This window comes from Neotabrizicola shimadae (genome assembly GCF_019623905.1).
Lineage (GTDB): Bacteria > Pseudomonadota > Alphaproteobacteria > Rhodobacterales > Rhodobacteraceae > Neotabrizicola > Neotabrizicola shimadae.
In genome coordinates this window covers 3,976,675-4,000,988 of the sequence record NZ_CP069370.1, presented here as the reverse complement: position 1 = coordinate 4,000,988, position 24,314 = coordinate 3,976,675, and the positions used below count along the sequence as shown (strand labels likewise).

Below are 24,314 nucleotides of genomic sequence, written 5' to 3'. Positions count from 1 at the left end.
AATGCGGGCCTCAGCGCGTGCGCTGAAGCGCCGCCGCGTCGTAGCCCGACTTCTGGAAGGCCGCGACAGCGCGGTCGAAGGCCACGCGGTTGAACCCGGCATCCCGTGTCATGACCCAGCCCGCCGTGCGTGCCGCGTTGCCCACCGTCACCGACCGGCCGTCTGGCGCCACGTCCAGCACCCAGAAATCGCCGGCGAAGGCCTTGCCCGGCATCTGCAGGCGGATGCGCCCGCCCTCTTCCAGTCGGGCCTGCCCCTCGACAAGGCGCGTCACCCCGCTTGCCCGGTCAAGGCACAGGTTGCGCACCGGCGTCGTCGTCCCGTTCCACGGCAGGATTTCCCAGGAAACCGAGGAACAGCCCTTGTCCAGCGTCTGAGGGAAGCTTGCGATCTGGTGCCACGTCCCCGTCAGCGCCATCTGGTCCAGATTGGCCACTACGAACTGCGGGGCAAAGACCTGGTTGGGCGAATTGACAAAGGTCGAGCAGGCCGAAAGCGCAAGCGCCGCCGCCAGAACAAGGGTTGGGGTCTTCATCCAAGCACTCCGCGTTTGGTCAGACCCAGGCGCGCGCGCACTTCCGCAGGAGTGATGACGCGGGCGCCCAGGTTCTCGATGATGGTGACCGCACGCTCCACCAGTTGCGCGTTGGTGGCAAGCACCCCTTTGTCCAGCCAGAGGTTGTCTTCCAGCCCGACGCGCACGTTTCCACCCGCCAGAACCGCTGCCGCAACGTAAGGCATCTGGTTGCGCCCGATGCTGAACGCCGACCAATGCCAATGCGACGGCACGTTGTTCACCATCGCCATGAAGGTGTTCAGGTCGTCCGGCGCGCCCCATGGCACGCCCATGCACAGTTGCACCAGCACCGGGTCGGGGATGATTCCCTCGCTCGCAAGCTGCTTGGCCAGCCAAAGGTGCCCGGTATCGAAAGCCTCGATCTCGATCCGCGTGCCCGAGGCGACCATGCGCGCCGCCATGTCGCGCAACATGCCGGGCGTGTTGACCATCACGTAGTCGGCTTCGTTGAAGTTCATCGTGCCGCAGTCCAGCGTGCAGATCTCGGGCTGGCACTCGACCACATGCGCCACGCGCTCGGTCGCCCCGGCCATGTCCGACTTCTGGCTCATCCGGTTCATGGCTTCGGTGCCGTCGAACATCAGGTCGCCGCCCATGCCGGCGGTCAGGTTCAACACCACATCCACCTCGGCATCGCGGATGCGCTCGGTCACTTCGCGGTAAAGCTTCGGGTCGCGCGCCGGCTTGCCGGTCTCGGGGTCGCGCACGTGGCAGTGCACCACGGCGGCTCCGGCCTTGGCCGCGTCGATCGCCGATTTGGCAATCTGCTCGGGCGAGCGCGGCACATGGGGGCTGCGGTCCTGCGTCCCGCCCGAGCCGGTCACGGCACAGGTGATGAAGACCTCGCGATTCATCGTCAGCGGCATCTGGTTCCTCCGGAAGGCTGGCGGCGAACATAGCCGTCTTGCCGCGCCCCGCATGACGATTTACGAAATGCGCATGGCACAAAGCGCAACGATCTTCGCTGCATCGCAGCAACCGCTGACTCTCGCCGCCCTGGTCCTGCCGCAGGCGTCGATCCTGGAAGTCGCCTCTGTGCTGGACCCGATGCGCTCGGCCAATCGGCATCTGGGCCAAGAGGCGTACCGCTGGCGCGTGGTCTCGCCCGATGGCCGCGCCGTGCCCCTGACCTGCGGGATCGAACTGCCCTCCACCGGCCCGCTGGCAGCCGCCGAGGGTGCGGACGCGTTGGTGGTGATCGCCGGTTTCCGGCAGTGGGAAACCGCAACGCCCGCGCTGATCCATGAACTCTCGCGCCTTGCCCCCCGTTTCGCCGCCGTGGGCGGCATCGACGCGGGGGCCTGGGTGCTGGCCCGTGCGGGCCTTCTGAACGGGCACCGCGCCACCGTCCACTGGGAGGACATGGAGGATTTCGCCACCGCCCATCCTCAGGTCGAAGTCGTGCCCGACCGCTTCGTGCTGTCCGGCAGCCGCTTCACCGCCGGCGGCGCCGCCCCGGCGCCCGACCTGATGCTGCACCTGATCGCCCGGCGCCATGGTCCGGCCCTCTCGCTGGCCGTGGCGGCCAGCTTCATCACCACCGCCCGACCCGGCACCGAGCCGCAGCGCACCGCTGCACCGCCCCCCCGCGCCCGCGACCCCCGCCTTGACCCGCGCGTCGCACAGGCCATTGCCCGGATCGAGGCGCGGCTCGACGCCCCCGAACCCGCCACCGCCACAGCAGCGGCCGTGGGACTGTCGCCGCGCCGGCTGGAGATGCTGTTCCACCAGGGCCTCGGCATGACCCCCGGCGCCTATGGCCTGCACCTGCGCCTGCAAGCTGCGCGCCGGATGCTGACCGACACCAGGCACCCGCTGGCCGAGGTCGCATTGCGCACCGGCTTCTCCTCGCCCTCTGCCCTCAGCCGCGCCTTCCGCCGTGCCTATGGCCAGCCGCCCGGCGCGCTCCGGCGGGGATAGGCCGCATCAACCCATGAACTCGTAGCCAAGGCCGTGGACGGTGCGGATATAGGGGATCGTGCGGCCTTCCTGGGGCGGCAGCTTCCGGCGCAGCTTGCTGACCAGCGTGTCCACTGCGCGGTCATGGCTCTCCCGGTCGCGCCCCCTGACCGTTCGCATCAACTGGTCGCGGGTGAGGATGCAACCTTGGCACTTCAGGAACACGCCCAGAATCTCGAACTCGGCCCGCGTCAGCGCAACATCGCTGCCATCCGGCGCCAGCACCCGCCGCGCCGAAAGGCAGACGCGATAGCCGTCGAACTGGAAGTCCACGGGCAGGCTGACATCAGGCCCTGCCATCGCCGGCGCGCCCCTGGGCGAGATGCGCCGCAACACGGCATGTATGCGCGCCACCAACTCTGGCAGGGGGCAGGACTTGCCGACATAGTCATGCGCCCCCTGCTCCGGCCCGACCACCTCGTCGATCCGGTCACGCCGGGGCGCAAGCAGGATGACACCCGCCTCGGTTTCCTCCCTCAGCGGCTTCAGGAGAGAGAGGCCGCTGCCATCCGGCAGACCCACATCCAGCAGGAACAGGTCGAACTTCCGCGCCCGCGAGATCACTTGGAACTCTGCGATGGTTCCTGCCGTCTGGACCTCGAACCCCTCCTCGATCAGCACATCCGAAAATGTCACCCGAACCTCGGGATCGTCGTCCAGCACCAGAATCCGCCGTTTCAAGTCATCCATCGCGCTACCCCGGCAAGACATGTGCAAATCCTGCCTTCCCAAGCCTCTGCCTTCTGTCCTAGGCAGAAAAAGGTGATCTGTGATGACCTATTATCATATCAAAAGGTGTACCGCCATGATCTGGCGCAACCCTTGCGAGAAAATGGTCATATATCATCCGTGTCGCTGCGCTTCACCAAGGCCTGATTGGTGGCAGAGAAAAGGTGACTCTGTCCGAGACAGGGCGCGCCGCCCCTCGGCAGACGCAGCGCGAATCCTTAACCAATCATGAATGCGCGCAGGCAACCAATTGATTTCATTGAAAGCGCGCAAGCGTCCGAGCTCGGACGCCTCAGCCGTTCAGATCCTTCATCAACCGGCCATGCCGGCGCACCTCGGTCAGGACCTCGCCAAAGGTTCCGATCCCCCGCGCCTTCAGGATCTGGACCAACTTCAGGAAGGCATCCGCCGTGGCCACCGTATCCCCGATGGCCGTATGCCGCGCCTCCTCGGGGATGGTGATCCCCAGCCGGTGGGTCAATGCGTCCAGCGAATGAACCTCGGTCTGGCCATAGACCACCGCCGAAAGAAGCACCGTGTCCAGGATCGGATTGTCGAACCGCTTGCCGATGGCAAACTCCGCCCGCCTCAGGAACTCCATGTCGAAGGGGGCATTGTGGGCAATCAGAACCGCTCCCTCGGCGAAGGCATGGAACCGCCGCACCACCTCGGCCACCCCCGGCGCATCCGCCACCATGGCATCCGAGATGCCATGCACCTCGGTCGAGGCCGGCGGGATCGGCCGGCCAGGGTTCACCAGCGTGTCGAAGATCTCCCCCTCGACCCGCCGCCCGTTCACGATCCGCACCGCCGCGAGCTGGACCATCTCGTCCTGCTGCGGCATCAGCCCGGTCGTCTCGCTGTCGAAGACCACATAGGTCAGGTCCTCCAGCCGGCTGTCCGCCACCTTCTCGTTGCGGACCTTGGACAGAAGGTCGAAATCATAGACCACCGCGCGGGCAATCGGCTTCGGCCGCCGCCCCGCGCGGCGGGCCTGGCGGATCGGCAGACAGATGCAGGCGCGTCCCCCATGGCTCTCCGGCCAGGCCTCTGTCGCGTGGCTTGCCAGGATCGCCAGCCCCGTAACCTCCAGCCCGCCGGGATCGACCGGCTCGGCCAGCCAGCGGTCCAGCCGCCCCACCGGCAGCGCCGCCCCCTCCCAGGAAAGCCGCAGCATCGCGCCGCCTTCTTCCTCGTCCAGGCTTACGGCAAAGCCCGTGGCCAGCCCCGCCGCCGCCACATGCCCCGCGAGCCGCGACATGAGCGCGATCAGCTCGAACCCGTTGCACCGCAACAGAAGCTCGGCCGCCTCTGCCATCACCGGCAGGCCGGCAGCCGCGATCCGGGCGCGCAGGCCATCCACCAGATCGGCGCCCCGCACAAAGGCAACCGGCCAGCCCTCGCTGCGCCCCGCCTCGTGCCGCGCACCCAGGTCTCGCACCGCCCCCGCCAGCCCGGCCACCTCCTGCCGGACCGCCGCCCCCAGGTCGGGCGGCAGCGCCTCGCCCTCGGGCACCACCTGCAACAGCGTCTGGAGGTTCGCAGCCGGCCGCCGCATCCGGTCCAGCATCTCGGCCAGCAGCGCCTCGCGGCTGGCCAGCGCCGCCAGGTCCGAGGTCACGTCGCGCAGCGTCAACACATAGCCCGGCTCCGCCCCGCCCTCGTCCAGCAGCCGCATCCGCGCCGCCAGCACCCGCGCCCCGGCCACCGTGGTGCACAGCAGGTCCGAGGCGGCGTCGGGCTCGCCCCCCTCGATCAGGCGCCGGTGCGCCAGCCGGATCGGCCCGGCGTGCAGGTAATCGAACAGGTTGCGCTCCAGCCCCGGCGCCGCCCCGGTGCCCAGCAGATCGACCGCCTGGCTGTTGTAGAACACCAGCCGATGCGCCCCGGTGCAAAGCACCACGCCCACCGGCGCATCCGAAAGCAGCGTCTCCAGTCGCGCCTTCTCGTCGGCCAGCCGCGTCGTCTCGCGCGCCACCGCCTCGGCCAGTGCATTGCGTGTCTCGGCCAGGCGCTGCGCGGCCGCACTGGCCGCCGGGGCCAGGTCGCCGAGATAGCGCGCGATCTCGCCATCCATCTCACTGGCCACATCGGCATGGGCGCGGGCACGCAGGGCCGAGGCCAGGGCGTCGATCGGCCGCGCCACGTTCAGGTCGAACAGATACCAGACCCCGACCACCAGCCCCGCGATGACCAGCCCCGCGGCGATTCCCCCCAGCTCCAGCGTCGGCACCACGCCGGCCCCGGCCTGCCTGGACCAGCCAAGCCACAGCCCGCCCGCCAGGGCCGCCAGGGCACCGGCCAGAAGGCCCGCAAAGATCAGAAGCACCCTCAGGCGCAGGCCAAGCCGCTCGATCATCTCAACCCGCCCCGGCGGGCCGGCCCTCCGCCTCGCCGGGGCCAAGCAGCCGGCGGACCTCGTCGCGCAGTTCTTTCAGCTCGAAGGGCTTGGTGATGAACCCGTCCGCGCCAAGCGCCATCCCCTTGCGCCGCTCGATGGCAGAACCGCGCGCCGTCATCATCAGCACCTTCACGTCGTTCAGCGTCGGGTCCAGCCGCACATCCTGGCAGATCTCGTAGCCAGATACCTCGGGCAGCATCACGTCCAGAAGCACAAGATCCGGGTGCATTGCCCGAATCCGCGCCAGCGCCTCGCTGCCATTCGCCACGCGATCATGCTCATAACCCTCGCGCGTCATCAGAAAATCCAGCGCGATGGCGATGTTGTCCTCGTCCTCGACAACAAGGATCCGGCGCTTCCTCCCCTCTCCGGCCATCTCAACCCTCCTGGCAGGCCGCCTGCTCGTAACCCATCTCATCCATCGCCGGCACCCAATCGGCGCCGGAAAGCTCACCCGCATCGCTGATCGCGACGCCCTCGGTCAGCAGGACGTGCCGGCTGCCCGCGCAATCCACCACCATCACGGCCTGCTCGGTCGGACGCCATCGCGCGAACCGGTACAGCGGCAGCATCCGCAACTCTGCCTTGACCGGGTGCTTCGCGACCTGCCGGCCATCCGCGGCGATCACCTGGGTCGCCATCGGCACCGCAAAGGTCCAGGGCCGCAACGGTTGTGGCGTCTGGTCCACCCAAACCACATCCACGCCCTCGGGCAAACCGTTCACGACCCGACCATACCAGCCGTATTCCAGCACAATGGTCACCGTCACCAGGGCCAGCCCCGCCGCCGTGGGGACAAGCCAGCGCGGCAGACGCCCGCCCAGCAGCTTGTTCAGCAGCAGGATCACCCCGGCCGCGCCGACGGCCGCCACGATTGCCCCGATCAGTTCATATGCCATGGTGGCCTCAGGTCCGGGCGCCGCGGGCCTGGCCCACGGCGGATTGCATGGTGCGCACCACAACGAAGGCGTCGCGCAGATGGCTGCGGTCAAAGTCGGAAAGCTCGGTCGGCGCAAGGAAATTGTCCGGCTTGCGGCCCTCCCGGGCCTCGGCCGCCTGATGTTCCAGCCGGGCCGCCGCGATCAGGTCATAGGCGTCGATCAGGTCCTGCGCGCCCGAGGCCGAGATGACCCCCGCCGCCTCTGCCGCTTCCAGCCGGGCCCGCGTGTTCACCACCGCGAACCGCCCGATCAGCGCATAGACCCGCCCCAGGTCAACCACCGGCACCACGCCGTTGTGCTTCATGTCGATGTGGTTCTTGTGCTCGCCCGACCGGATCGTCGCAAAGCCGCGCAACAGCCCCAGGGGCGGGGTGTGCTTCAGGCTGTTCGCCACCATATGCGCGACAAAGATCGAATTGCGCGACGCAGCCTCCAGCGTCTCGTCCTGCAACGCGCGCAACAGGTCCGCTTCGCCGCCAACGGCCCGCAGATCAAACATGACCGAGGCCAGCATCTGCGCCATGGGGTCCGGCGTCGCGATCCAGCCGCGGAAATATGCGCGCCAAACCCTCAGCGGCTGGCACCAACGGGGGTTCGTCGCCATCATGTCGCCGGGGCAATAGACATAGCCGCAGGCGTCCAGCCCGTCCGAGACGAACTTGGCCAGCGCCGCGAAATAGGCCATGTCGGCCTCGGTCGCGGTATCGTCCAGGATCAGGCAATTGTCCTGATCGCTCACGCCGGTCTGCTCTTGCCGGCCCTGGCTGCCGCAGGCGGCCCAGACGAAGGGCACCGGCGCCGGACCCAGCTCGGCCTCGGCGAGGGCCAGCAGGCGGCGCGTCACCGTGTCGGCCACGTCGGTGATCAACCGCGTCACCACCTCATGCGGGCTGTGCCCACCCACCAGCTGCACCAGCAGGCGCGGGATGCGCGCCGTCACGGCCGCCAGTTCCTCGACCGTCCCGGCCAGCGCGGCGTCGCGCACCAGCTGCGCCGAGCTGACCGCCTGGAACCGCGTCAGGTCGGTCTGCGTGACCATGCCCACCAGCCGCCCGTTCTCGACCACCGGCAGGTGGCCGATCCGCCGCTCCAGCATGACATGCAGGATGTCCGATCCCAGATCGCCCGGCGCCAGCGTCACCGGGTTCCGGGTGAACACTCCGGCAACCGGCAAGGCCGGGTCCAGCCCCTCGGCCAGGACGCGGTGCACCAGGTCGCGGGCGGTCAGGATGCCCAGGAAGGCCCCGTCCTCCACCACGCCAAGCGAGGAGACATGCCGCGCGCGCATCATCTCGGCCGCGGCCTTCAGGCTCGTCCCCGGCTCCACCGTGACGGGCGGCACCGCCATCAGGTCGCCGACCTTGCGCGTGGACAGGTCGTTCGACCTTGCCTCGCCCCCGCGACCGCGGCTGAAGAACCGCTCGAAGGCCGGCACGGAAGAGACCAGCCGCCGATACTCGGCCACAGGCAGCAGCAACAGGACCGAGGCTTCGGTGCAGCGTGCATTGGTCACGGCCAGCCCGTCGCGCGCCAGACCGCGCTCGCCAAAGCTGTTGCGCGGCCCAAGGATCGAGATCAGCTCGCCCGTGGCATCGGTCACCTCGACCGCGCCGCGCTTGACCAGGTACAGCCCCTTCAGCGGCTCTCCCGCGCGATAGACGTCTTCGCCGGCCTCGAACTCCCTGCGGCTGAAGCAACCGGCGACCCGCGCCAGTTCGTCCCGCGGCAGGCTGTCGTAGGGATGGACCGTTTCCAGAAATCCGATCACGGTATCCAGTTCGGAAGACATGGTCCCTCCTGGGCACAGGGGACGCGCCCCCGGATGATCCGGGGACGCGCCATGTCAGTCTCAGTGCGCCTGGGCCTTGCCGGCGCCCTTCGGCACGCGGATCGATTCCACCAGGTCCTGCACATGCTTCGGCGGGGCCGCCGTCATCATCGACACCACATAGGCGACAATGAAGTTCAGGATGGCGCCAACCGTGCCGATGGACAGCGGCGAGATGCCAAAGAAGTACTGGTCCGGCGTGTCCGGCAGGTTGTTGGTGCCGGGGATGAAGAACCAGCCCTTGTACACGAAGATGTAGCTCGCGGTGAACACCAGGCCCACCAGCATCCCGGCAATCGCGCCTTCCTTGCTGATCCGGTGCGAGAAGATGCCCATCATCAGCGCGGGGAAGATCGTGGCCGCCGCCAGCCCGAAGGCAAGCGCCACGGTCTGAGCCGCAAATCCGGGCGGGTTCAGACCAAGATAGGTCGCCAGCGCAATCGCGAAGGCCATCGAGATGCGGGCTGCAAGAAGTTCGCCCTTTTCCGAGATGTTGGGGTTGATCGTGCTCTTGATCAGGTCGTGCGAGATCGCGGACGAGATCGCCAGCAGAAGACCCGCCGCCGTCGAAAGCGCCGCGGCCAGCGCACCGGCTGCAACAAGGGCCACAACCCAGCCCGGAAGATCGGCGATCTCGGGGTTCGCCAGCACCATGATGTCGTTGTTCACGGTGATGAGTTCGTTCCCCTTCAGGCCCATCTCGGCGAAGGTCTTGCCCGAATTGCCCACCTGCGCTTCCGCCAAGATCGGATCGCGCGCGGCGGTCAGTTCGGCGATCTTCGCGTCGTCCTTCGCCTTGGTCGCGTCAGCAAGGGCCTTGGTGTTGGCCGCCAGCGGTGCCGGCTCGTTCACATACTGGATCTTGCCGTCGCCGTTCAGGTCCTTCATCACCAGAAGGCCGGTCTTTTCCCAAGTCTGCACCCAGCTCAGTTCCGGCTTGCTGGCAATGTCGGCCAGGCTGACAGCATCGCCCTCAAGCGCCTTGCCGGCAACCGCATTCGGCCACATGGTCGTGGTCAGGTTCAGGCGCGCCATGGACCCCACGGCCGGGGCCACGGTGTACAGAAGCGCGATGAAGACCAGCGCCCAACCCGCGGAAGACCGCGCGTCCGACACCTTCGGCACCGTAAAGAAGCGGATGATCACGTGGGGCAGGCCCGCAGTGCCGATCATCAGCGACATGGTGAACAGGAACATGTTGAAGTAGTTGGTGCTTTCGGCGGTATAGGCCTTGAAGCCCAGTTCCGTCACCACCGCATCCAGCTTGGCCAGGAAGGCCACGTCGCCGCCCGAAGGCGCATAGCTGCCGATCAGGCCCAGTTGCGGCAGGATGTTGCCCGTCAGCTGAAGCGAGATGAACAGCGCCGGGATGGTGTAGGCCACGATCAGGACGACATACTGCGCCACCTGGGTATAGGTGATGCCCTTCATGCCGCCCAGAACCGCATAGGCAAAGACGATCGCCGCGCCGATGTACAGGCCGGTCGAGGTCGAGACCTCAAGGAAGCGCGCGAAGGTCACGCCCACCCCGGTCATCTGCCCGATCACGTAGGTGACAGAGATGACGATGAGGCAGATCACGGCCAGCAGTCGCGCTCCGCCCGAATAGAAGCGGTCACCGATGAATTCGGGCACGGTGAACTTGCCGAACTTGCGCAGATAGGGCGCAAGCAGAAGCGCCAGCAGCACATAGCCGCCCGTCCAGCCCATCAGATAGGCCGAGGCTTCATAGCCGCCGAAGGCGATGATGCCGGCCATAGAGATGAACGACGCCGCCGACATCCAGTCGGCGCCGGTCGCCATGCCGTTCATGACCGGGGGGACGCCCTGGCCCGCCGCATAGAACTCGGCGGTCGAGCCCGCGCGGGCCCAGATCGCGATCCCGATGTACAGCGCGAAGGTCGCGCCGACGACGAGAAGATTGAGGGTAAACTGATCCATTCTCTACTGTTCCCCTTACTCTTCGACGCCGAATTCCTTGTCGACCTTGTTCATGCGCCAAGCATAGACAAAGATCAGTACAAGGAAGACGTAGATCGACCCGTTCTGGGCCATCCAGAATCCAAGATCCGCCCCGCCGATGTGGATGCCCATCAGCATCGGGCGCAGGATGATGCCCATCCCGAATGAACACAGGAACCAGACGGCCAGCGAAATCAGGATGATCCTGACATTCGCCGCCCAATAGGCCTTTGACGACCTGTCCGACATTCGCGCTTCTCCCTTCCGTTTCTCGTTTCTCTTCCGGCGCCCCCAACCGACGCACCGGCCTCCCCCTTCAGGCCGCATCGCGGCCGAAGACCTCTGCGGCTTGCCTGCCCGGCCCAGTCGCCACCCCTCCGGCACTGCGACCTTGCCCCCTTCGGCCCCTCCACCGCCATTTACAGGCATGGTAACGCAATCGTCAAAACATTGCTAACCATTTTTAGCTAAAGCATATTTCTGTCAACATATTCACAAGATAGCCGCCATTTCTGTAAATTGTCTTGACCACCCGACGGAATGATCCCATCCGCAAACCCCTGGCTTCACCGCCCGTCCGGGTCGCCGCAGCGGTCGGGACACCTCGCTCCGGCGCGGCAGATGGCATGATCGCGGGGCAGACAGAACCGCGGCCTCGCCCGCCAGCGACACCCCAAGGTGCCGGCCAACAAGGGATGCCTGCCCAGGATGCCGGCGCAATGCTCCGGGCCACCAGACCGATCCCACGCTCGCGCGGGGCCGACCGGAATCGTTAAGAATTCCTGAAGGCGCTCCCGCAAGGCATTGATTTTATTGAATCCCGTAAAGCGTCCGAGCTCGGACGCCCCTCTGGCCCGTCATCAGTCCTCGACGCGACCGCTGCCCGCCAGGCTCCAACCGCACAGCGATACCAGGACCACCGAAAACAAGACCAGGGCCATCCGGGCCACCAGCCCCAGGGGAACGCCCCCCGCCCCGCCCGACATGGAGGGCACCACCTGCCACCGCGACCCGATCCAGGCCGCGCAGACCAGCCAGACCGACAGGGCCACCAGGATCGTGCCCCTGGCCATTGCCCCCTCTGCCTCCCAACCCCTGACCGACATCCGCGCCTCCTCCATCCGAGCTGGCCTCGCATCCGGCCCCTGACGGGGCCGCAGATCCTCAGGCCGCGACGCGGCCGACAATCTCGCCCAGGGCCGCGCGGATCTCCGCGATGGCCCCCATGGCATCGACCCGGTGCAGCACCCCCTGCCGGTCGTAATGGGCAATCAGCGGCGCCGTCTGAGAGTGATAGGCCCGCAGCCTCTCCCGCACTGTCTCGGCATTGTCGTCAGCCCGCCGCTTGAACGCGGTCCCGCCGCACTTGTCGCAGGTCCCCGGCACCGCCGGCATCTTGAAGCTGTCGTGATAGCCTTCTCCGCAGCCGGCGCAGGTGTAGCGGCCCGAAACCCGGCCCACCATCGCCTCGTCGTCCACCTCCAGGCTGACCGCCGCGGTCACGCCCTCGCCCGCCGCGGCCAACAGGGCATCCAGCGCCGCCGCCTGGCCCGCCGTACGGGGAAACCCGTCCAGGATCACCCCCCTGCTCACGTCCGGCTCGGCCATGCGGTCCTTCAGCACGGCCAGCACGATCTCGTCCGACACAAGCTGCCCCGACTCCATCACCGCCTTGGCCTTGCGCCCGGCCTCGGTGCCTGCGGCCACCGCCGCGCGCAGCAGGTCGCCAGTCGAAAGCTGGACCAGACCGAAATCCTCCTCCAGCATCCGCGCCTGTGTCCCCTTGCCGGCCCCAGGCGGGCCGAGAAGGATCAGGATGGTCCTCTGCCCGCCCGCCACGGACCTCAACCCCGGTTCATGCGGTTGGCGATCAACTCTTCGACCACCGAGGGATCGGCCAGCGTCGAGGTGTCGCCGAGGCTGCCGAAGTCGTTCTCGGCGATCTTGCGCAGGATGCGGCGCATGATCTTGCCCGAGCGGGTCTTGGGCAGGCCCGGCGCCCACTGGATAAGGTCGGGCTTGGCGATCGGCCCGATCTCGGTACGCACCCAGGCTTCCAGTTCCTTGCGCAACTCCGACGTCGGCTCCACGCCCTTCATCAGCGTGACATAGGCATAGATGCCCTGACCCTTGATGTCGTGCGGATAGCCCACCACCGCGGACTCGGCCACCTTCGGATGCGCCACCAGCGCGCTTTCCACTTCCGCTGTGCCCATCCGATGGCCAGAGACGTTGATCACGTCATCCACACGGCCCGTGATCCAGTAATAGCCGTCCGCATCCCGGCGGCAGCCGTCGCCGGTGAAGTAATATCCGCGATACTGGCCGAAATAGGCTTCCTCGAACCGCTGGTGGTCACCCCACAGCGTGCGCATCTGCCCCGGCCAGCTGTCGGCGATGCACAGCACCCCTTCAGTCTCCACCGCCACCTGCACCTGGGCATTCGACGGGTCCAGAACCACCGGCTTCACCCCGAAGAAGGGCTTGGTCGCCGAGCCCGGCTTCTGCGGGATCGCGCCGGGCAGCGGCGTGATCAGGTGGCCCCCAGTTTCCGTCTGCCAGAACGTGTCGACAATCGGGCACCGGCCCTTGCCGACATGGGTGTTGTACCAGTTCCAGGCTTCCGGATTGATCGGCTCGCCCACGGAGCCCAACAGGCGCAGCGAGGAGAGATCGTGCTTTTCCACCCATTCCGTGCCCAAGCCCATCAGCGAGCGGATCGCGGTCGGCGCGGTGTAGAATTGCGTCACCTTGTGCTTGGCGCAGACCTCCCAGAACCGCCCGGCATCCGGGAAGGTCGGCACCCCCTCGAACATCACCGTGGTCGCGCCGTTCGCCAGCGGGCCATAGATGATGTAGCTGTGCCCGGTGACCCAACCCACGTCGGCGGTGCACCAGAATACGTCCCCGTCATGATAGTCGAAGGTGATCTGGTGGGTCATCGCGGCATAGACGAGATAGCCGCCCGAGGTGTGGACCACGCCCTTCGGCTTGCCGGTCGAGCCCGAGGTATACAGGATGAACAGCGGATCCTCGGCGCCCATTTCGGTATAGGGGCAATAGGGCTTGGCCCAGGCCATCTGCTGTTTCAGGTCGATGTCACGGCCTTCGATCCAGGTCGTCTGGTCGCCGGTGTGCTTGACCACCAGGCATTTCACATGATCGTCGCAGTGCAGCAGGGCCGCATCCGTATTGGCCTTCAGCGGCGTCTTCTTGCCGCCGCGCGGCGCATGGTCGGCAGTGATGACGACCTTCGCCTTCGAGTCGTTGATGCGGTTGGCCAGCGCATCGGGAGAGAAGCCAGCAAAGACGATGGAATGGATCGCCCCGATCCGCGCGCAGGCCAGCATCGCATAGGCCGCCTCGGGGATCATGGGCAGGTAGATGACCACGCGGTCGCCCTTTTCGACGCCAAGCGACTTCAGCACATTGGCCATGCGCGAGGTCTCTTCCAGAAGCTCGGCATAGGTGATGTGGCGCGCCGGGGTCTTGGGATCATCCGGCTCCCAGATGATGGCCGTCTGGTTCGCCCGGCGGCTCATGTGCCGGTCGATGCAGTTGGCGCTGACGTTCAGCGTGCCATCCTCGAACCACTTGATCGAGACCTTGCCGAACTCGAACGAGGTGTCCTTCACCTTGGTGTAGGACTTGATCCAGTCGATGCGCTGACCTTCCTCGCGCCAGAATGCCTCGGGGTCGGCGACAGAGGCCGCATACATCTTTTCATACGCCGCCGCATCCACATGCGCCCGCGCCACGAACTCCGCAGATGCCTCGTAAACCCCGGACATGACTCCCCCCTCGTGCCTGACTTCGAACGCCGCCGCAAAGATGCACGCCGGCAGATGTGAAGCCACACTAGCGCAATCGTCAATGGAAGGCTAACCCTTTTTTATGTATAGATAATTCTGTAAACATATTCACTGGCCCTCACAGGAATCTGTAAAGGCCGTTGACATGGGCGCTAACACGCAAGTTTGGGGCCGCCGTTAGCGTGAACAAGCGGCCCATGCCGCATCGCCCCGCAGCAGTGCCTGGTTCAACGCCGCAAGTAAGCCGGCTTCCGCCCCTGCGGGCAAGGTGCGGCAAGTGCGCGCAGGCCGCTTTCGTGCGAATCGATCAGACAGTCGGCCTGGCCAGATCCTCGTCGACCGAGGCGAGATCGGGCCGGAATCGCACCAGCGGCTCCTTCGCGCCCTGGGCAAGAAGGGCGCGGCGCACTTCGGGTCGGGCGCCCACGATGTACAGCCGCCCACCCTTGCGCCCCGCACGGTGCCCCAGAAGCTCGAAGCTGCGCGCGCCCGAACTGTCGATCAGCGGCACGTCCGAGAAATCGAAGACGATGGCGCGCGGGTTGTCGGCGATCCGGTCCAGGATCGCGCCGACCTGCGCCGCCGCGCCAAAGAAGTAGGGACCGTGCAAGTGATAGACCACCCGGTCCGACCGCATCGCCTCGGCCGGATCATACCGCCCGCTCTCCTCGCTGGCAGGAGTCACCGCAACGGCGTCCGACATGCGCCGGATGAACACCAGCCCGCCCAGGGCAAAGCCCACGACAATGCCCTCGGTCAGGTCGCGGAACACCACAAGCAGGAAGGTGACGATCACCACCATCGCATCCCCGCGCGAAGACCGCACGAGGTTCGCGAATTCCACCTTTTCGGCCATGTTCCACGACACCACCGCCAGCACGCCCGCCAACGCCGCCAGCGGGATGAAGGCCGCTAGCGGCGCCGCCACCAGCATGAACGTCAGCAGGAACAGCGAATGCAGCATGCCCGAAACGGGCCCATGCGACCCGGCGCGCACGTTGGTCGCCGTCCGCGCGATGGTGCCCGTCACACAGAAGCCGCCGAACAGGGCCGACCCGATATTGGCCAGCCCCTGCCCCACCAGCTCGGCGTTCGACCGGTGCCGCGCGCCCGACATGCCATCCGCCACAAGCGCCGACAGCAGCGACTCGATGGCCCCAAGCAGCGCGAAGCTGAAGGCATAGGGCAGCGCCGCCGTGATCGCCGGACCCGAAAGCACGGGCAACGCCGGGGCCGGCGGCAAATGCGGCAGCTCGCCGAACTTCGACCCGATGGTCACCACCGGCAGGCCCAGACCCGCAGCCGCCACCGAACACAGCGCCACCGCGATCAGCATCCCCGGCCAATGCGGCTTCCACCGCTTCAGCCCGACGATGGTGAAAACCGCGAGCGCGGCCACGGCCAGCGCCGCCGGCGTGAAGGTGTCGCGCGCCGCCCACAGCGCCTCGACCTTGGGCAGGATCTCCGCCGGCTCGGGCCCCGGCAGGGTCAGGCCGAAAAGGTCGCGGATCTGGCTGGCGAAGATGATCACCGCGATGCCGCTGGTGAAACCCACGGTCACCGGGAAGGGGATGAACTTGATATAGGTCCCCAACCGCAGCGCCCCCGCCGCCAGAAGCACGAAGCCGGACAGGAAAGTCGCCAGGATCAGCCCTTCCACCCCGATGTCCATCACGCAGGCCGACACCAGCACGATGAAGGCGCCCGCCGGCCCGCCGATCTGGAACCGCGACCCGCCAAGTGCCGACACCAGGAACCCGCCGATGATCGCGGTATACAGCCCCCGCTCCGGCCCCACGCCGCTCGCAATGGCGATTGCCATCGACAGGGGCAGCGCAACGATGGCGACGGTCAGCCCGGCAATCGCATCGGCGCGCAGGTCGGAAAGGCCGTAGCCCTCTTTCAAAACGGTCAGGATTTTGGGCAGGAACTCCGCAGAGCGGACGGCAGGGCGGGTTGTGTCAGGCATGATCCGGCGCTAGCAGAAGTCGGAGAAAGCCGGAAATTCCCGGAGAAGCGGTCTCAAATGCCGACAGACAACTCCTCCGCCCGGTCGCTGTCAATCGCGGAGTGATGCGCGAATGAGCACAGGCCCCACCCCCCGCCCCGATCCGGTGCAGCCCGCCAATGCCGAGGCACTGGCCCTCGCCCGGTCGCTCATGACCAGCGCCCGACATGCGGCACTCGCCTATGCCGATGCCGACGGCACCCCCGGCGTCAGCCGAATTGCCTTCGGTCTGGCGCCGGATGGCACCCCGGTCACGCTGGTCTCAAGCCTCGCGCCCCATTTCGCGGCGCTGCGCGACCGGCCCGATTGCGCGGTGATGCTGGGCGAGCCGGGCGCAAAGGGCGACCCGCTCACCCATCCGCGGCTCATGCTCAAGGCTAGGGCCGGATTCGTCGCCCCCGACGATCCGGCCCGCCCCGCACTGCGCGCCCACTGGCTGGAAACCCACACCAAGGCCACGCTCTACGTCGATTTCGCGGATTTCGCCTTCGTCCGGCTGACCCCGGTGTCAGCCCTTCTGAACGGCGGTTTCGCCCGCGCCTTCCGGCTCGGGCCGCAGGACCTGCGGCCCGGCCCCTGAAGCGTCACGACGGGTTGTCGCAGCGGATCGTCGCCCGCACCTTCCCCTTCACCGCCGAAGGCCAGCGCAGATAGGCCTGCAGGCCGCCCGTGCCCTTTTCTGTCTCGGCATAGGGCTGCGCATACTGCACAGCATTTGCTCCGTCCCGGATCGCGCCGTCCGGCATCACCGAAGCCACACAGCGCGCCCGCCCGGCAAAGGGCATGTAAGCGCTGCCGTCCAGCACCCAGGTGTCAGCCACCGTGTTCTGCGCATGCTCCAGGACCACTGGGCTCATCGTCACCTGGGCCACGCCGTTGAAGGAATTGGCCTCGAACAGGATGTTGCGGAACCTCGACCGGTCCAGGGTCGACCAGGTTTCGTCCGTGACGTCCACGCGGTCCACGGTGCAATTCACTGTTCGGAACACGTTTGAGGTAACGCTCAGCCCCTGGATGTAATGCCCCGGTCCGCGTGGCGTGATGACCAGCCAGCGAAACCAGGGAGCCGCATCGTTGACGGTGAAGATGTTGCCGGTGATTGTCAGTCCGCCAAACGAGTACTCATTCTGGAACTCGGGCGCCGCATCGCGCTCGTTCGACAACTCGATGAAGCAGTTGTCCACGTAGTTCCCGGTCATCAGCGTCTTGATGTTGGTGTCGGTGAAGATCACCCCGGCCCGCCGAACCCCGGCCGTCTCGTCATCGCCCTGGAAGAAATGGTTGCCGATGAACATGTGCCCGCTGCCGGCCATCACGGCGAAATGTGCAAAGCGCACGATCCGGTTGCCGCGGATCTTGGCGTCATTCGCATTCACGTTGATGGCGATGGTCGTCCGATCCTGCGCCGCCAAAGCCTGCTCGTTCGACAGGAACTGGCAACCGTCGATCATGATTCCCTGGCACCCCGAACCGATCGAGGTAATGCCGCGATCCTTCGGCTTGTTCAGCACGCAACCCGAAAGCCGGAAGGTCTCGCCCACGGTGGGCAACAGGATCGTGCTGGCCACGCCGTTGCCCTGCAACTCGATCCCCTCGATCTCGAACTTCGCCAGCGACTGAAAGCCCGAGAAATCCAGCATGTAGCGATAGCGCTCAAAGGTGAAGGTCCGCGTGCCCGCCGCCGCCCACAAGGGCTGGCTGAGCGTCACCGTGCCTGAACCTATGTTCTTTGCGGTCACATAGACCTCGCGCCCCACGCCCGTACCGCTGACCCGCGCGCCGACAGGGATGCTCGCGACATTGGCCACCCCGGTCAGCCGATCGGGCTGCGACGTGGAATAGGTTCCCACAGATGTCACCGTGACCGTGTCCCAGGCGCTGCCGGCCACCGCATTGATCTGGCCGTTCCGGATCACGCGACGCTGCGCAAAGCTGGTCATCCCCGCCAGGGCCGCCACGTCGATCGGTGCCGCAAGGTCGATGCGCCGCCCGCGCAGGTCATAGGTCACATGGTCGGTAAAGAAGAACAGCGCCTGCAACCCGCGCCGGAACCCCTCCGCCTCGTCGCCAAAGGCCGCGCCGTAGGTCTCCTGATCGTAGTTGCGCGTGCAGGCCAGCCGCGCCGAGGCCGGCATGACCACCCGCCCCTCGAACCGCACGGGGTTCGAGATCGTCAGGTTGCTGCCGATGTAGTAGGTCCCGCCCGATACCAGCAGCGTCCGCCCCTGCGCCGCGGCATCCGCCGCCGCAAAGGCCGCGGCATCGTCGGCGATGCCGTTGCCGATGGCGCCATAGTCGCGCACATCGACCCAGTCCATCATGGTGCGGTGGAACACATCCGTCACGTCCTCGACCGTGATGTCGTCGATCCGCACGATCCCGCCGTTCGCCCCGGTCAGGTCCAGTCCCAGATGGCAGAACACCGGCGACCGCCCCCAGACCAGGGTCACGCCGGGGCGGTTGCCCGACCCGATGATCGCCGACACCTCGACCACGGCGCCATAGCTCTGCAACGCCACCGCCGGGCCCTCGGTCACGATGCCGGGCACCGGCGTGCCAGGCCCGGTGCCGGCCCAGCCCGCGATGCGCACCGAACACAGGTTGCCCGCCACCGCTTTCACCCGGGCCGTGACCCGCAGGTACATGCCCGGCTGATAGGGAATGTTCTGGAAGCAGCGGATCTTCGTGGTCGCACTGACCTTCTGCACCTCCATGCAGCCGCCGAAATCCTGGTCGGCCGGCACATAGGCCGCATAGGTGGAACTCGCCCAGGTCGGATGGCCCGGCAGCCCGTCCTCCTGCGACCACAGGTTCAGCCCGGCCGAAAACGGCGGAGGCATCAGCGCCAGCCCTTCGGTAATCGCCTTGTTCATCTCGTCCCGTCCTTGCCCAACAGACCACCGGACAGGCCGTCGCAAGACCGCACCCGCCGCTGCCGGCAAGGGTTACGAAGGAAGGGTTAACCGCGGCTCAGTCCACCGCGCGCCGCCGATGCCGGGTCGTCAGACCCCGGTGCCCGGCAATTCCACCGGCTGCACGGCGTTGATCTGCCAGCCCTCGCCGGTCTGGATCATCTGGTAATCGTAATAGCGCACCGCGCCGTCCGCGCCCGTGACCTCGACCCGCTGCCACAGCGCGCCGCCCACCTCGCGCAGCTCCATGAACCGCGTCCGGCTGTTGTCCCAGACCGTCGGATAGCCCTGCGCCACCATCCGCCCGAAGTTCGCCGGATCGCCGAACAGGCCCTTGATGGTGGGGCTGGCATGAGAGAAGGCACGATCCAGGTCCCGCGCCGTGAAAGCCTGCATCTGGTCGCCGATCACCGCCGCGATGTCGGCCGCATCATCCGCCTTGGCCGCGCTGCCCGCCAGACCGGCCAGCACCACCAGAACACCCAGCATCCGCCGCATCGCGCCCTCCCCGCCAACCTTTCGCTTCTACGCAGGCCGGCAGGGATCGGTTCACATCTCAGGCCGCCAGTTCGCCGGCCAACGCGCGGTCGATCAGCGCGATGGTCTCGTCCACGCCGTACAGCGCGATGAAGCCGCCAAAGCGCGGGCCTTCGCTCGCCCCGAGCAGCACCTCGTACAGCGCCTTGAACCAGTCGCGCAGCGGGTCGAACCCGTGGTCGCGGCCCACGGCATAGCAGACGTTCTGCAGCGCCTCGTCGTCCTGTACGCCTTCCCAGACCGCCAGCCGCGCCCGCAGGTCGGCAATCGCCGCCCGCTCCTTGTCAGAGGGCAGCCGGAACACCCGCGTCGGCGCGATCTTGTCGGAGAAATAGCGCACCGCATAGCCCGCCGCCGCGTCCAAGTCGGGGTTGCCCTCGGGCGTCGCCTCCGGCGCATAGCGCTTGATGAAACCCCACAGCCCCTTGGCATCCTTCGCCCCGGCCACGCTCGCCAGGTTCAGAAGCATGGCAAAGCTCACCACCATGTGGCTTTCCGGCGGCTTCCCGTGGTGGATGTGCCAGACCGGGTTATTGACCTGCGCCTCGATGTCCTGCGCCGGATAGGCCTTCAGCTGCTGGTGATATTCGTCCACCGCCTTGGGGATCACATCCCACCACAGCCGCTTGGCCGTCTTGGGCTTTTGGTACATGAAATACGACAGGCTCTCCGAGGCCGCATAGGTCAACCATTCGTCAATGGTCAGCCCGTTGCCCTTCGACTTCGAAATCTTCTGCCCGTTCTCGTCCAGGAACAGCTCATAGGTGAAATGCTCGGGCTTGCGCCCACCCAACACCTCGCAGATGCCATCATAGATCGGCGTGTTGGTGGAATGGTCCTTGCCATACATCTCGAAATCGACGCCAAGGGCGGCCCACCGGGCACCGAAATCCGGCTTCCATTGCAGCTTCACCTGCCCGCCCGTGACCGGAAGGGTCCACTCCCGCCCATCCTCGTCATCGAAGGTGACCGTAGCGTTCTTTGCGTCAACGTTCTTGATCGGCACGTACAGAACACGGCCCGTCTCAGGGTGGATCGGCAGGAAGCAAGAATAGGTCTGCTGCCGTTCCTCCCGCAGGCTCGCCAGCATGATGTCCATGATCGGCTGATACCGCTCGCAGGCCAGCCGCAGCGTGTCGTCGAACCGACCCGACTTGTAGAAATCGGTGGCCGAGATGAACTCGTATTCAAAGCCGAACGTGTCCAGGAACCGCCGCAGCATGGCGTTGTTGTGGTCGCCAAAGCTCGCATACTGCCCGAACGGGTCGGGCACCGCAGTCAGCGGGCGCTGCAGGTTTTCCTTCAGCATCGCGGGGTTCGGCACGTTGTCCGGCACCTTCCGCATCCCGTCCATGTCGTCCGAAAAGCAGATCAGCCGCGTCGGAATGTCGCTGATCACCTCGAAGGCGCGGCGGATCATCGTGGTCCGCGCCACCTCGCCGAAGGTGCCGATATGCGGCAAGCCGGACGGGCCATAGCCCGTCTCGAACAGCACATAACCCTTTTCCGGCGCCTTGGACTCATAGCGTTTCAGGATGCGGCGCGCCTCTTCGAAGGGCCAGGCTTTCGACTTCATCGCGGCGTCGCGCAGGGCAGACATCTCTCGCATCCCTTGATCCCGCGGAAACCCCATGCTTCCGCGCCCCGGTCCTCTATTGCCGCCCCGCCCCCCCGTCAATAAATACTGCCCCAAAGGAGACCGTTCGATGCCCGACGACACCCCGCCGCTTTCGCCCCAGGACGCCCTCGTCGCCGTGATGGTGGCCGCCTCGGCCTCGGACGAAAACATGCGCACCGCCGAACTGGTGGCGATCCAGCGCATGGTGAACCACATGCCGGTCTTCGCCGACTACGATGCCGACCGCATGGCCCGCGTCGCCAAGACCGTGTTCGAACTGTTCGAAGAGGAAGACGGGCTCGACGCGCTGTTCGGCCTGATCCGCAGCGCCCTGCCCGAAAGGCTGAACGAAACCGCCTATGCGCTGGCCTGCGACGTCATCACCGCCGACGGCCGCCACAGCGAGGCCGAGCTGCGGATGCTGGAAGAGATCCGCGAGGAGCTTGCCATCGACCGCCTGCACGCCGCCGCCATCGAATGGGGCGCCAGGGTCCGCCACCTGCGCCCCTGAGCGGACCTTCCCCACGGGGAAGGTTTTCATCGGCGTCCCTCTGGCCGGCCCAACCCTACACCATTGCTGCGGGGAACGGGACCGGACCGCAACCAGCCGTCCTCACCCGCGGCCAGATCAGCCGAAACCTTCCCCGCGGGGAAGGTTTGCCTGCCGCGCACTGGCCAGGCATCGGTCTGCCGGACACCGCAGGCGCCTGTCGTCCTGGCGAACGAAGCGACGTGCAACGCACGGTGTCGATTGACGACTGATCCGCGGCAGCCCCCTTGCCAAGGATCATGCAAGCCGGAACTGTCTCTTGGAGTGCGCATGGGCCGGAAAGAGTGACTGATGACAGATTGGCTCAATCCCCGAGCCGTCCCAGAATGGACTTGATCGCCTCTGCGCGACCGAACGCGTCGCGCGCTGCTGCCTCCGCCTCGGCGAGTTCCGCACGCTGCCGTGCGAGGGTGACAAGAAGCTCCCGCCGGCGCAGCTCGGCCCAGGACTCATAGGCCAACGAAGCCGCATGTGCCGCCGCCGGATGCAGATCAAGGGCTGCGCCGTTCTGCGAAAGCGCCTCCAGACGCCGACAGGTCTGAACCTCGGCCTGCGCGGCCTGCTTGACCGCTTCCAGCCGGGAATCCCGGATCAGGTCGGAAAGCACCTGCAGCCGGCGCAGGTCCGACAGGCCAGACGTCATCTTCGGCCTCTTGCTCGACGTCGGATTGCCTCGGCAAACCGTATCGCAGCCGCAACGGCGCGATAGTGGTCGGGATAAATCTCCTCTCCGACCGCGACTGTCGCGTGAATGGCCCGAGCGGTTGGCGGATCCCCTCGCACCGGAATTCCGGCAGCGGCAGCGGTGTCGCGAATGCGCAGGGCAATTTCGTCAACTCCCTTGGCCACGCAGATCGGTGCGGAACGGCGTCCTCGATCCCAGCGGAGAGCAACGGCGTAGTGGGTCGGGTTGACGATGACCACGTCCGCCTTCTGCACCTCTGCGATCATCTGGTTCAGGGCCAGATCCTGCGCCTTGCGGCGGCGATGCGACTTGGCATGTGGGTCCCCTTCGGCGTCCCGCTGCTCGTCGGTGACTTCCTTCCGCGACATCCGGTTCCGCGAGACAAAGCGGAAATGCTGCCAGAAGGCATCGGCAAGGCCGATCGCAATGGCGATGACAAGGACGATGACGGTAAACCTGCGGCCTTGTTCGGCCAGATAGAGGCTGACTTCACCCGCCGATAGCCGTGATGTGGCAATCACTTCGGGAAGCTGGTGCTTTACGGGAAGGATCAGCACACCCAGGATCAGCACGGCCTTGACAGTCGATTTCACGAACTCCACCAGGCCGTTCGGCCCGAACCGTTGCTTGGCATTGGCAAGCAGGGAAACCCGCGACAGCTTCGGCGCGATGTTGGCTGGGGTAAGGGCCCAGTTACGCTGCAAAAGGTGACCAAGAAGCGCCCCGAACAGAGGGCCAAGGAGAAGCGCGCCGACCGCAAGGCAGGCGTCAGCGACATGTTTCAGCCCTTGTGAGCCGCCAGTCAGAAACTGAGAGGCCAAACTGTCCGCCCGCCCCAGAAATTCGACGCCAAGCCCCCCCACTCCGGCAACGACAGCCGGACCGGCAATCACTGCGGAAACCAGGAACCCCAGAAGGGCAAAGGCCGAACTCAGATCCGCAGAGCGGGGCGCATCCCCGCGTTGACGCGCCTCGTCCAGCTTCTTCTGACTGGGCGCGTATTCGCGATCTTCGGTCGACTCATCGCTCACGGCGCGACCTGGAACGGAGCCGCGAGGCTGGTCTCGAACGCCTTCAGCCAGACCGCAAGCAACACGGGCGATGCGAGTGCCAGCAGGGCAAAGCCACCGATTGCAAGGACCGGCGCGCCGATCATGGTCACCATCAGCTGGGGCATCGCGCGGCTGATGAACCCAAGCGCGAGGTTGTAAAGCAACGAGGCCACCTGGAACGGCGCCGCCAGGACGAAGGCCAGCGCAAAGATCCGGCCTGTTTCCCGCAGGCTCCATTCCGCGAAGACAGCCGAATCGATGGGGCTGCCAGAGGGCACGATCTGGAACGAAAGAACCAGGAACTCCGCCAGCCTGACATGCAGGCCAAGCCCGACCGCAAGCGCAAGTATGGCCACGATGAGGAACTGCGACACGGCCGGCATCGGCTCTGGGCCCGTGTCGGCCGTCAATTGCGAAAGTGACATGGCCTGGGCGGCAATCATGCCGGCGATCTGCATCGCCAACACGCTGAGCCGCAGGCCCAGACCAAGGGCAAGACCCACGACCACCTCGATTGCCGCGGAACGCAGATCCCCAGAGCCCGCGCCGGGGAGTGAGTCGAAAACCGCGGGGGCAACGATTGCCGTGAAGGCCAGGGCTGCAACCAGCCGCACCCGTGCCGACAGTGTCTGCTCACCAAAGGCCGGCAACAGTGCCATTGCAGCCCCGACGCGAAGAAAGACGAGGCTGACCTTCCAGATGTGGTCGGGAGTGGCGCCGGAAAGCTGTGACAGAAGCGCCAT

The 24,314-nt window shown here is 66.5% G+C and carries 22 protein-coding genes; 3 read left to right on the top strand and 19 right to left on the bottom strand.

All coding sequences use genetic code 11. The features are described from left to right. Nucleotides 1-10 precede the first annotated feature (10 nt). Nucleotides 11-535: a lipocalin family protein gene (locus JO391_RS19400; RefSeq protein ID WP_220662044.1), complete on the bottom strand. Its 525-nt coding sequence runs from the start codon at nucleotides 533-535 to the stop codon at nucleotides 11-13. Next, on the bottom strand, nucleotides 532-1,443 hold the full coding sequence (bcoG, locus tag JO391_RS19395) for a 3-dehydrocarnitine:acetyl-CoA trimethylamine transferase BcoG (RefSeq protein ID WP_220662043.1): 912 nt from the start codon (nucleotides 1,441-1,443) through the stop codon (nucleotides 532-534). The genes JO391_RS19400 and bcoG overlap by 4 nt, the downstream gene beginning before the upstream one ends. On the opposite strand from bcoG, the gene JO391_RS19390 reads away from it, so the two are divergent. Further along, complete coding sequence (locus JO391_RS19390) at nucleotides 1,412-2,497, top strand: GlxA family transcriptional regulator (protein WP_259444764.1); 1,086 nt, start codon at nucleotides 1,412-1,414, stop codon at nucleotides 2,495-2,497. The genes bcoG and JO391_RS19390 overlap by 32 nt on opposite strands. A gap of 6 nt (nucleotides 2,498-2,503) precedes the next feature. Here JO391_RS19390 and JO391_RS19385 read toward each other — a convergent pair whose 3' ends face one another. The 11 genes from JO391_RS19385 to JO391_RS19335 all read right to left on the bottom strand — a co-directional run bounded on the left by JO391_RS19385 (nucleotide 2,504) and on the right by JO391_RS19335 (nucleotide 16,178). Further along, complete coding sequence (locus JO391_RS19385) at nucleotides 2,504-3,226, bottom strand: response regulator transcription factor (protein WP_220662042.1); 723 nt, start codon at nucleotides 3,224-3,226, stop codon at nucleotides 2,504-2,506. Nucleotides 3,227-3,557: 331 nt separating this feature from the next. Then, nucleotides 3,558-5,624, bottom strand: a complete 2,067-nt coding sequence (locus JO391_RS19380) for a 3'-5' exonuclease (protein WP_220662041.1) — start codon at nucleotides 5,622-5,624, stop codon at nucleotides 3,558-3,560. Between the two features lies 1 nt (nucleotide 5,625). Further along, complete coding sequence (locus JO391_RS19375; RefSeq protein ID WP_220662040.1) at nucleotides 5,626-6,042, bottom strand: response regulator transcription factor; 417 nt, start codon at nucleotides 6,040-6,042, stop codon at nucleotides 5,626-5,628. 1 nt (nucleotide 6,043) lies between these two features. Then, complete coding sequence (locus JO391_RS19370) at nucleotides 6,044-6,565, bottom strand: hypothetical protein (protein WP_220662039.1); 522 nt, start codon at nucleotides 6,563-6,565, stop codon at nucleotides 6,044-6,046. A 7-nt stretch (nucleotides 6,566-6,572) separates the two neighbouring features. After that, nucleotides 6,573-8,396, bottom strand: a complete 1,824-nt coding sequence (locus JO391_RS19365; protein ID WP_220662038.1) for a DUF294 nucleotidyltransferase-like domain-containing protein — start codon at nucleotides 8,394-8,396, stop codon at nucleotides 6,573-6,575. Between the two features lie 60 nt (nucleotides 8,397-8,456). Then, the gene (locus JO391_RS19360; RefSeq protein ID WP_220662037.1) at nucleotides 8,457-10,376 is read right to left on the bottom strand and encodes a sodium:solute symporter family protein; all 1,920 of its coding nucleotides are present in this window, start codon (nucleotides 10,374-10,376) and stop codon (nucleotides 8,457-8,459) included. A 15-nt stretch (nucleotides 10,377-10,391) separates the two neighbouring features. Further along, complete coding sequence (locus JO391_RS19355) at nucleotides 10,392-10,646, bottom strand: DUF4212 domain-containing protein (RefSeq protein WP_220662036.1); 255 nt, start codon at nucleotides 10,644-10,646, stop codon at nucleotides 10,392-10,394. A gap of 611 nt (nucleotides 10,647-11,257) precedes the next feature. After that, nucleotides 11,258-11,503, bottom strand: a complete 246-nt coding sequence (locus JO391_RS19350; protein ID WP_220662035.1) for a hypothetical protein — start codon at nucleotides 11,501-11,503, stop codon at nucleotides 11,258-11,260. A 58-nt stretch (nucleotides 11,504-11,561) separates the two neighbouring features. Further along, nucleotides 11,562-12,245: an adenylate kinase gene (locus JO391_RS19345; RefSeq protein ID WP_259444763.1), complete on the bottom strand. Its 684-nt coding sequence runs from the start codon at nucleotides 12,243-12,245 to the stop codon at nucleotides 11,562-11,564. Beyond that, entirely contained in the window at nucleotides 12,242-14,188 is a 1,947-nt protein-coding gene (gene acs, locus JO391_RS19340) for an acetate--CoA ligase (protein ID WP_220662034.1), read from the bottom strand. Before acs ends, JO391_RS19345 begins: the two co-directional genes overlap by 4 nt. Before the next feature lie 328 nt (nucleotides 14,189-14,516). After that, nucleotides 14,517-16,178 carry a SulP family inorganic anion transporter gene (locus tag JO391_RS19335; protein ID WP_220662033.1) on the bottom strand — a complete coding sequence of 554 codons (1,662 nt, stop codon included), beginning with the start codon at nucleotides 16,176-16,178 and terminating at the stop codon, nucleotides 14,517-14,519. Nucleotides 16,179-16,290: 112 nt separating this feature from the next. Here JO391_RS19335 and JO391_RS19330 point away from each other — a divergent pair, with 112 nt between their 5' ends. After that, nucleotides 16,291-16,797, top strand: a complete 507-nt coding sequence (locus tag JO391_RS19330; RefSeq protein WP_220662032.1) for a HugZ family pyridoxamine 5'-phosphate oxidase — start codon at nucleotides 16,291-16,293, stop codon at nucleotides 16,795-16,797. A 4-nt stretch (nucleotides 16,798-16,801) separates the two neighbouring features. Here JO391_RS19330 and JO391_RS19325 read toward each other — a convergent pair whose 3' ends face one another. The 3 genes from JO391_RS19325 to JO391_RS19315 all read right to left on the bottom strand — a co-directional run bounded on the left by JO391_RS19325 (nucleotide 16,802) and on the right by JO391_RS19315 (nucleotide 21,266). Next, complete coding sequence (locus JO391_RS19325) at nucleotides 16,802-19,090, bottom strand: right-handed parallel beta-helix repeat-containing protein (protein ID WP_220662031.1); 2,289 nt, start codon at nucleotides 19,088-19,090, stop codon at nucleotides 16,802-16,804. A 129-nt stretch (nucleotides 19,091-19,219) separates the two neighbouring features. After that, complete coding sequence (locus JO391_RS19320; RefSeq protein ID WP_220662030.1) at nucleotides 19,220-19,627, bottom strand: DUF4864 domain-containing protein; 408 nt, start codon at nucleotides 19,625-19,627, stop codon at nucleotides 19,220-19,222. Nucleotides 19,628-19,685: 58 nt separating this feature from the next. Continuing rightward, entirely contained in the window at nucleotides 19,686-21,266 is a 1,581-nt protein-coding gene (locus JO391_RS19315) for a lysine--tRNA ligase (RefSeq protein ID WP_220662029.1), read from the bottom strand. A gap of 106 nt (nucleotides 21,267-21,372) precedes the next feature. Between JO391_RS19315 and JO391_RS19310 the strand changes: the two genes are divergently transcribed. Then, nucleotides 21,373-21,795, top strand: a complete 423-nt coding sequence (locus tag JO391_RS19310) for a tellurite resistance TerB family protein (protein WP_220662028.1) — start codon at nucleotides 21,373-21,375, stop codon at nucleotides 21,793-21,795. 343 nt (nucleotides 21,796-22,138) lie between these two features. On the opposite strand, the gene JO391_RS19305 is transcribed toward JO391_RS19310, so the two are convergent. The 3 genes from JO391_RS19305 to JO391_RS19295 are packed head-to-tail and all read right to left on the bottom strand — an operon-like array spanning nucleotide 22,139 to nucleotide 24,314. Continuing rightward, nucleotides 22,139-22,477 carry a hypothetical protein gene (locus tag JO391_RS19305; RefSeq protein WP_220662027.1) on the bottom strand — a complete coding sequence of 113 codons (339 nt, stop codon included), beginning with the start codon at nucleotides 22,475-22,477 and terminating at the stop codon, nucleotides 22,139-22,141. Continuing rightward, a complete protein-coding gene (locus JO391_RS19300; protein WP_220662026.1) occupies nucleotides 22,474-23,550 on the bottom strand; it encodes an EscU/YscU/HrcU family type III secretion system export apparatus switch protein in 1,077 nt (358 codons plus the stop codon). Before JO391_RS19300 ends, JO391_RS19305 begins: the two co-directional genes overlap by 4 nt. After that, nucleotides 23,547-24,314, bottom strand: a complete 768-nt coding sequence (locus JO391_RS19295; protein ID WP_259444762.1) for a flagellar biosynthetic protein FliR — start codon at nucleotides 24,312-24,314, stop codon at nucleotides 23,547-23,549. Before JO391_RS19295 ends, JO391_RS19300 begins: the two co-directional genes overlap by 4 nt.

What these genes read in the sequence shown, in the direction of transcription:
- JO391_RS19400 (WP_220662044.1), bottom strand. Translation starts at nt 535, where the DNA reads ATGAAGACCCCAACCCTTGTTCTGGCGGCGGCGCTTGCGCTTTCGGCC.
- JO391_RS19390 (WP_259444764.1), top strand. Translation starts at nt 1,412, where the DNA reads ATGAAGACCTCGCGATTCATCGTCAGCGGCATCTGGTTCCTCCGGAAG.
- bcoG (WP_220662043.1), bottom strand. Translation starts at nt 1,443, where the DNA reads ATGCCGCTGACGATGAATCGCGAGGTCTTCATCACCTGTGCCGTGACC.
- JO391_RS19385 (WP_220662042.1), bottom strand. Translation starts at nt 3,226, where the DNA reads ATGGATGACTTGAAACGGCGGATTCTGGTGCTGGACGACGATCCCGAG.
- JO391_RS19380 (WP_220662041.1), bottom strand. Translation starts at nt 5,624, where the DNA reads ATGATCGAGCGGCTTGGCCTGCGCCTGAGGGTGCTTCTGATCTTTGCG.
- JO391_RS19375 (WP_220662040.1), bottom strand. Translation starts at nt 6,042, where the DNA reads ATGGCCGGAGAGGGGAGGAAGCGCCGGATCCTTGTTGTCGAGGACGAG.
- JO391_RS19370 (WP_220662039.1), bottom strand. Translation starts at nt 6,565, where the DNA reads ATGGCATATGAACTGATCGGGGCAATCGTGGCGGCCGTCGGCGCGGCC.
- JO391_RS19365 (WP_220662038.1), bottom strand. Translation starts at nt 8,396, where the DNA reads ATGTCTTCCGAACTGGATACCGTGATCGGATTTCTGGAAACGGTCCAT.
- JO391_RS19360 (WP_220662037.1), bottom strand. Translation starts at nt 10,376, where the DNA reads ATGGATCAGTTTACCCTCAATCTTCTCGTCGTCGGCGCGACCTTCGCG.
- JO391_RS19355 (WP_220662036.1), bottom strand. Translation starts at nt 10,646, where the DNA reads ATGTCGGACAGGTCGTCAAAGGCCTATTGGGCGGCGAATGTCAGGATC.
- JO391_RS19350 (WP_220662035.1), bottom strand. Translation starts at nt 11,503, where the DNA reads ATGTCGGTCAGGGGTTGGGAGGCAGAGGGGGCAATGGCCAGGGGCACG.
- acs (WP_220662034.1), bottom strand. Translation starts at nt 14,188, where the DNA reads ATGTCCGGGGTTTACGAGGCATCTGCGGAGTTCGTGGCGCGGGCGCAT.
- JO391_RS19335 (WP_220662033.1), bottom strand. Translation starts at nt 16,178, where the DNA reads ATGCCTGACACAACCCGCCCTGCCGTCCGCTCTGCGGAGTTCCTGCCC.
- JO391_RS19330 (WP_220662032.1), top strand. Translation starts at nt 16,291, where the DNA reads ATGAGCACAGGCCCCACCCCCCGCCCCGATCCGGTGCAGCCCGCCAAT.
- JO391_RS19325 (WP_220662031.1), bottom strand. Translation starts at nt 19,090, where the DNA reads ATGAACAAGGCGATTACCGAAGGGCTGGCGCTGATGCCTCCGCCGTTT.
- JO391_RS19320 (WP_220662030.1), bottom strand. Translation starts at nt 19,627, where the DNA reads ATGCGGCGGATGCTGGGTGTTCTGGTGGTGCTGGCCGGTCTGGCGGGC.
- JO391_RS19315 (WP_220662029.1), bottom strand. Translation starts at nt 21,266, where the DNA reads ATGTCTGCCCTGCGCGACGCCGCGATGAAGTCGAAAGCCTGGCCCTTC.
- JO391_RS19310 (WP_220662028.1), top strand. Translation starts at nt 21,373, where the DNA reads ATGCCCGACGACACCCCGCCGCTTTCGCCCCAGGACGCCCTCGTCGCC.
- JO391_RS19305 (WP_220662027.1), bottom strand. Translation starts at nt 22,477, where the DNA reads ATGACGTCTGGCCTGTCGGACCTGCGCCGGCTGCAGGTGCTTTCCGAC.
- JO391_RS19295 (WP_259444762.1), bottom strand. Translation starts at nt 24,314, where the DNA reads ATGGCGCTTCTGTCACAGCTTTCCGGCGCCACTCCCGACCACATCTGG.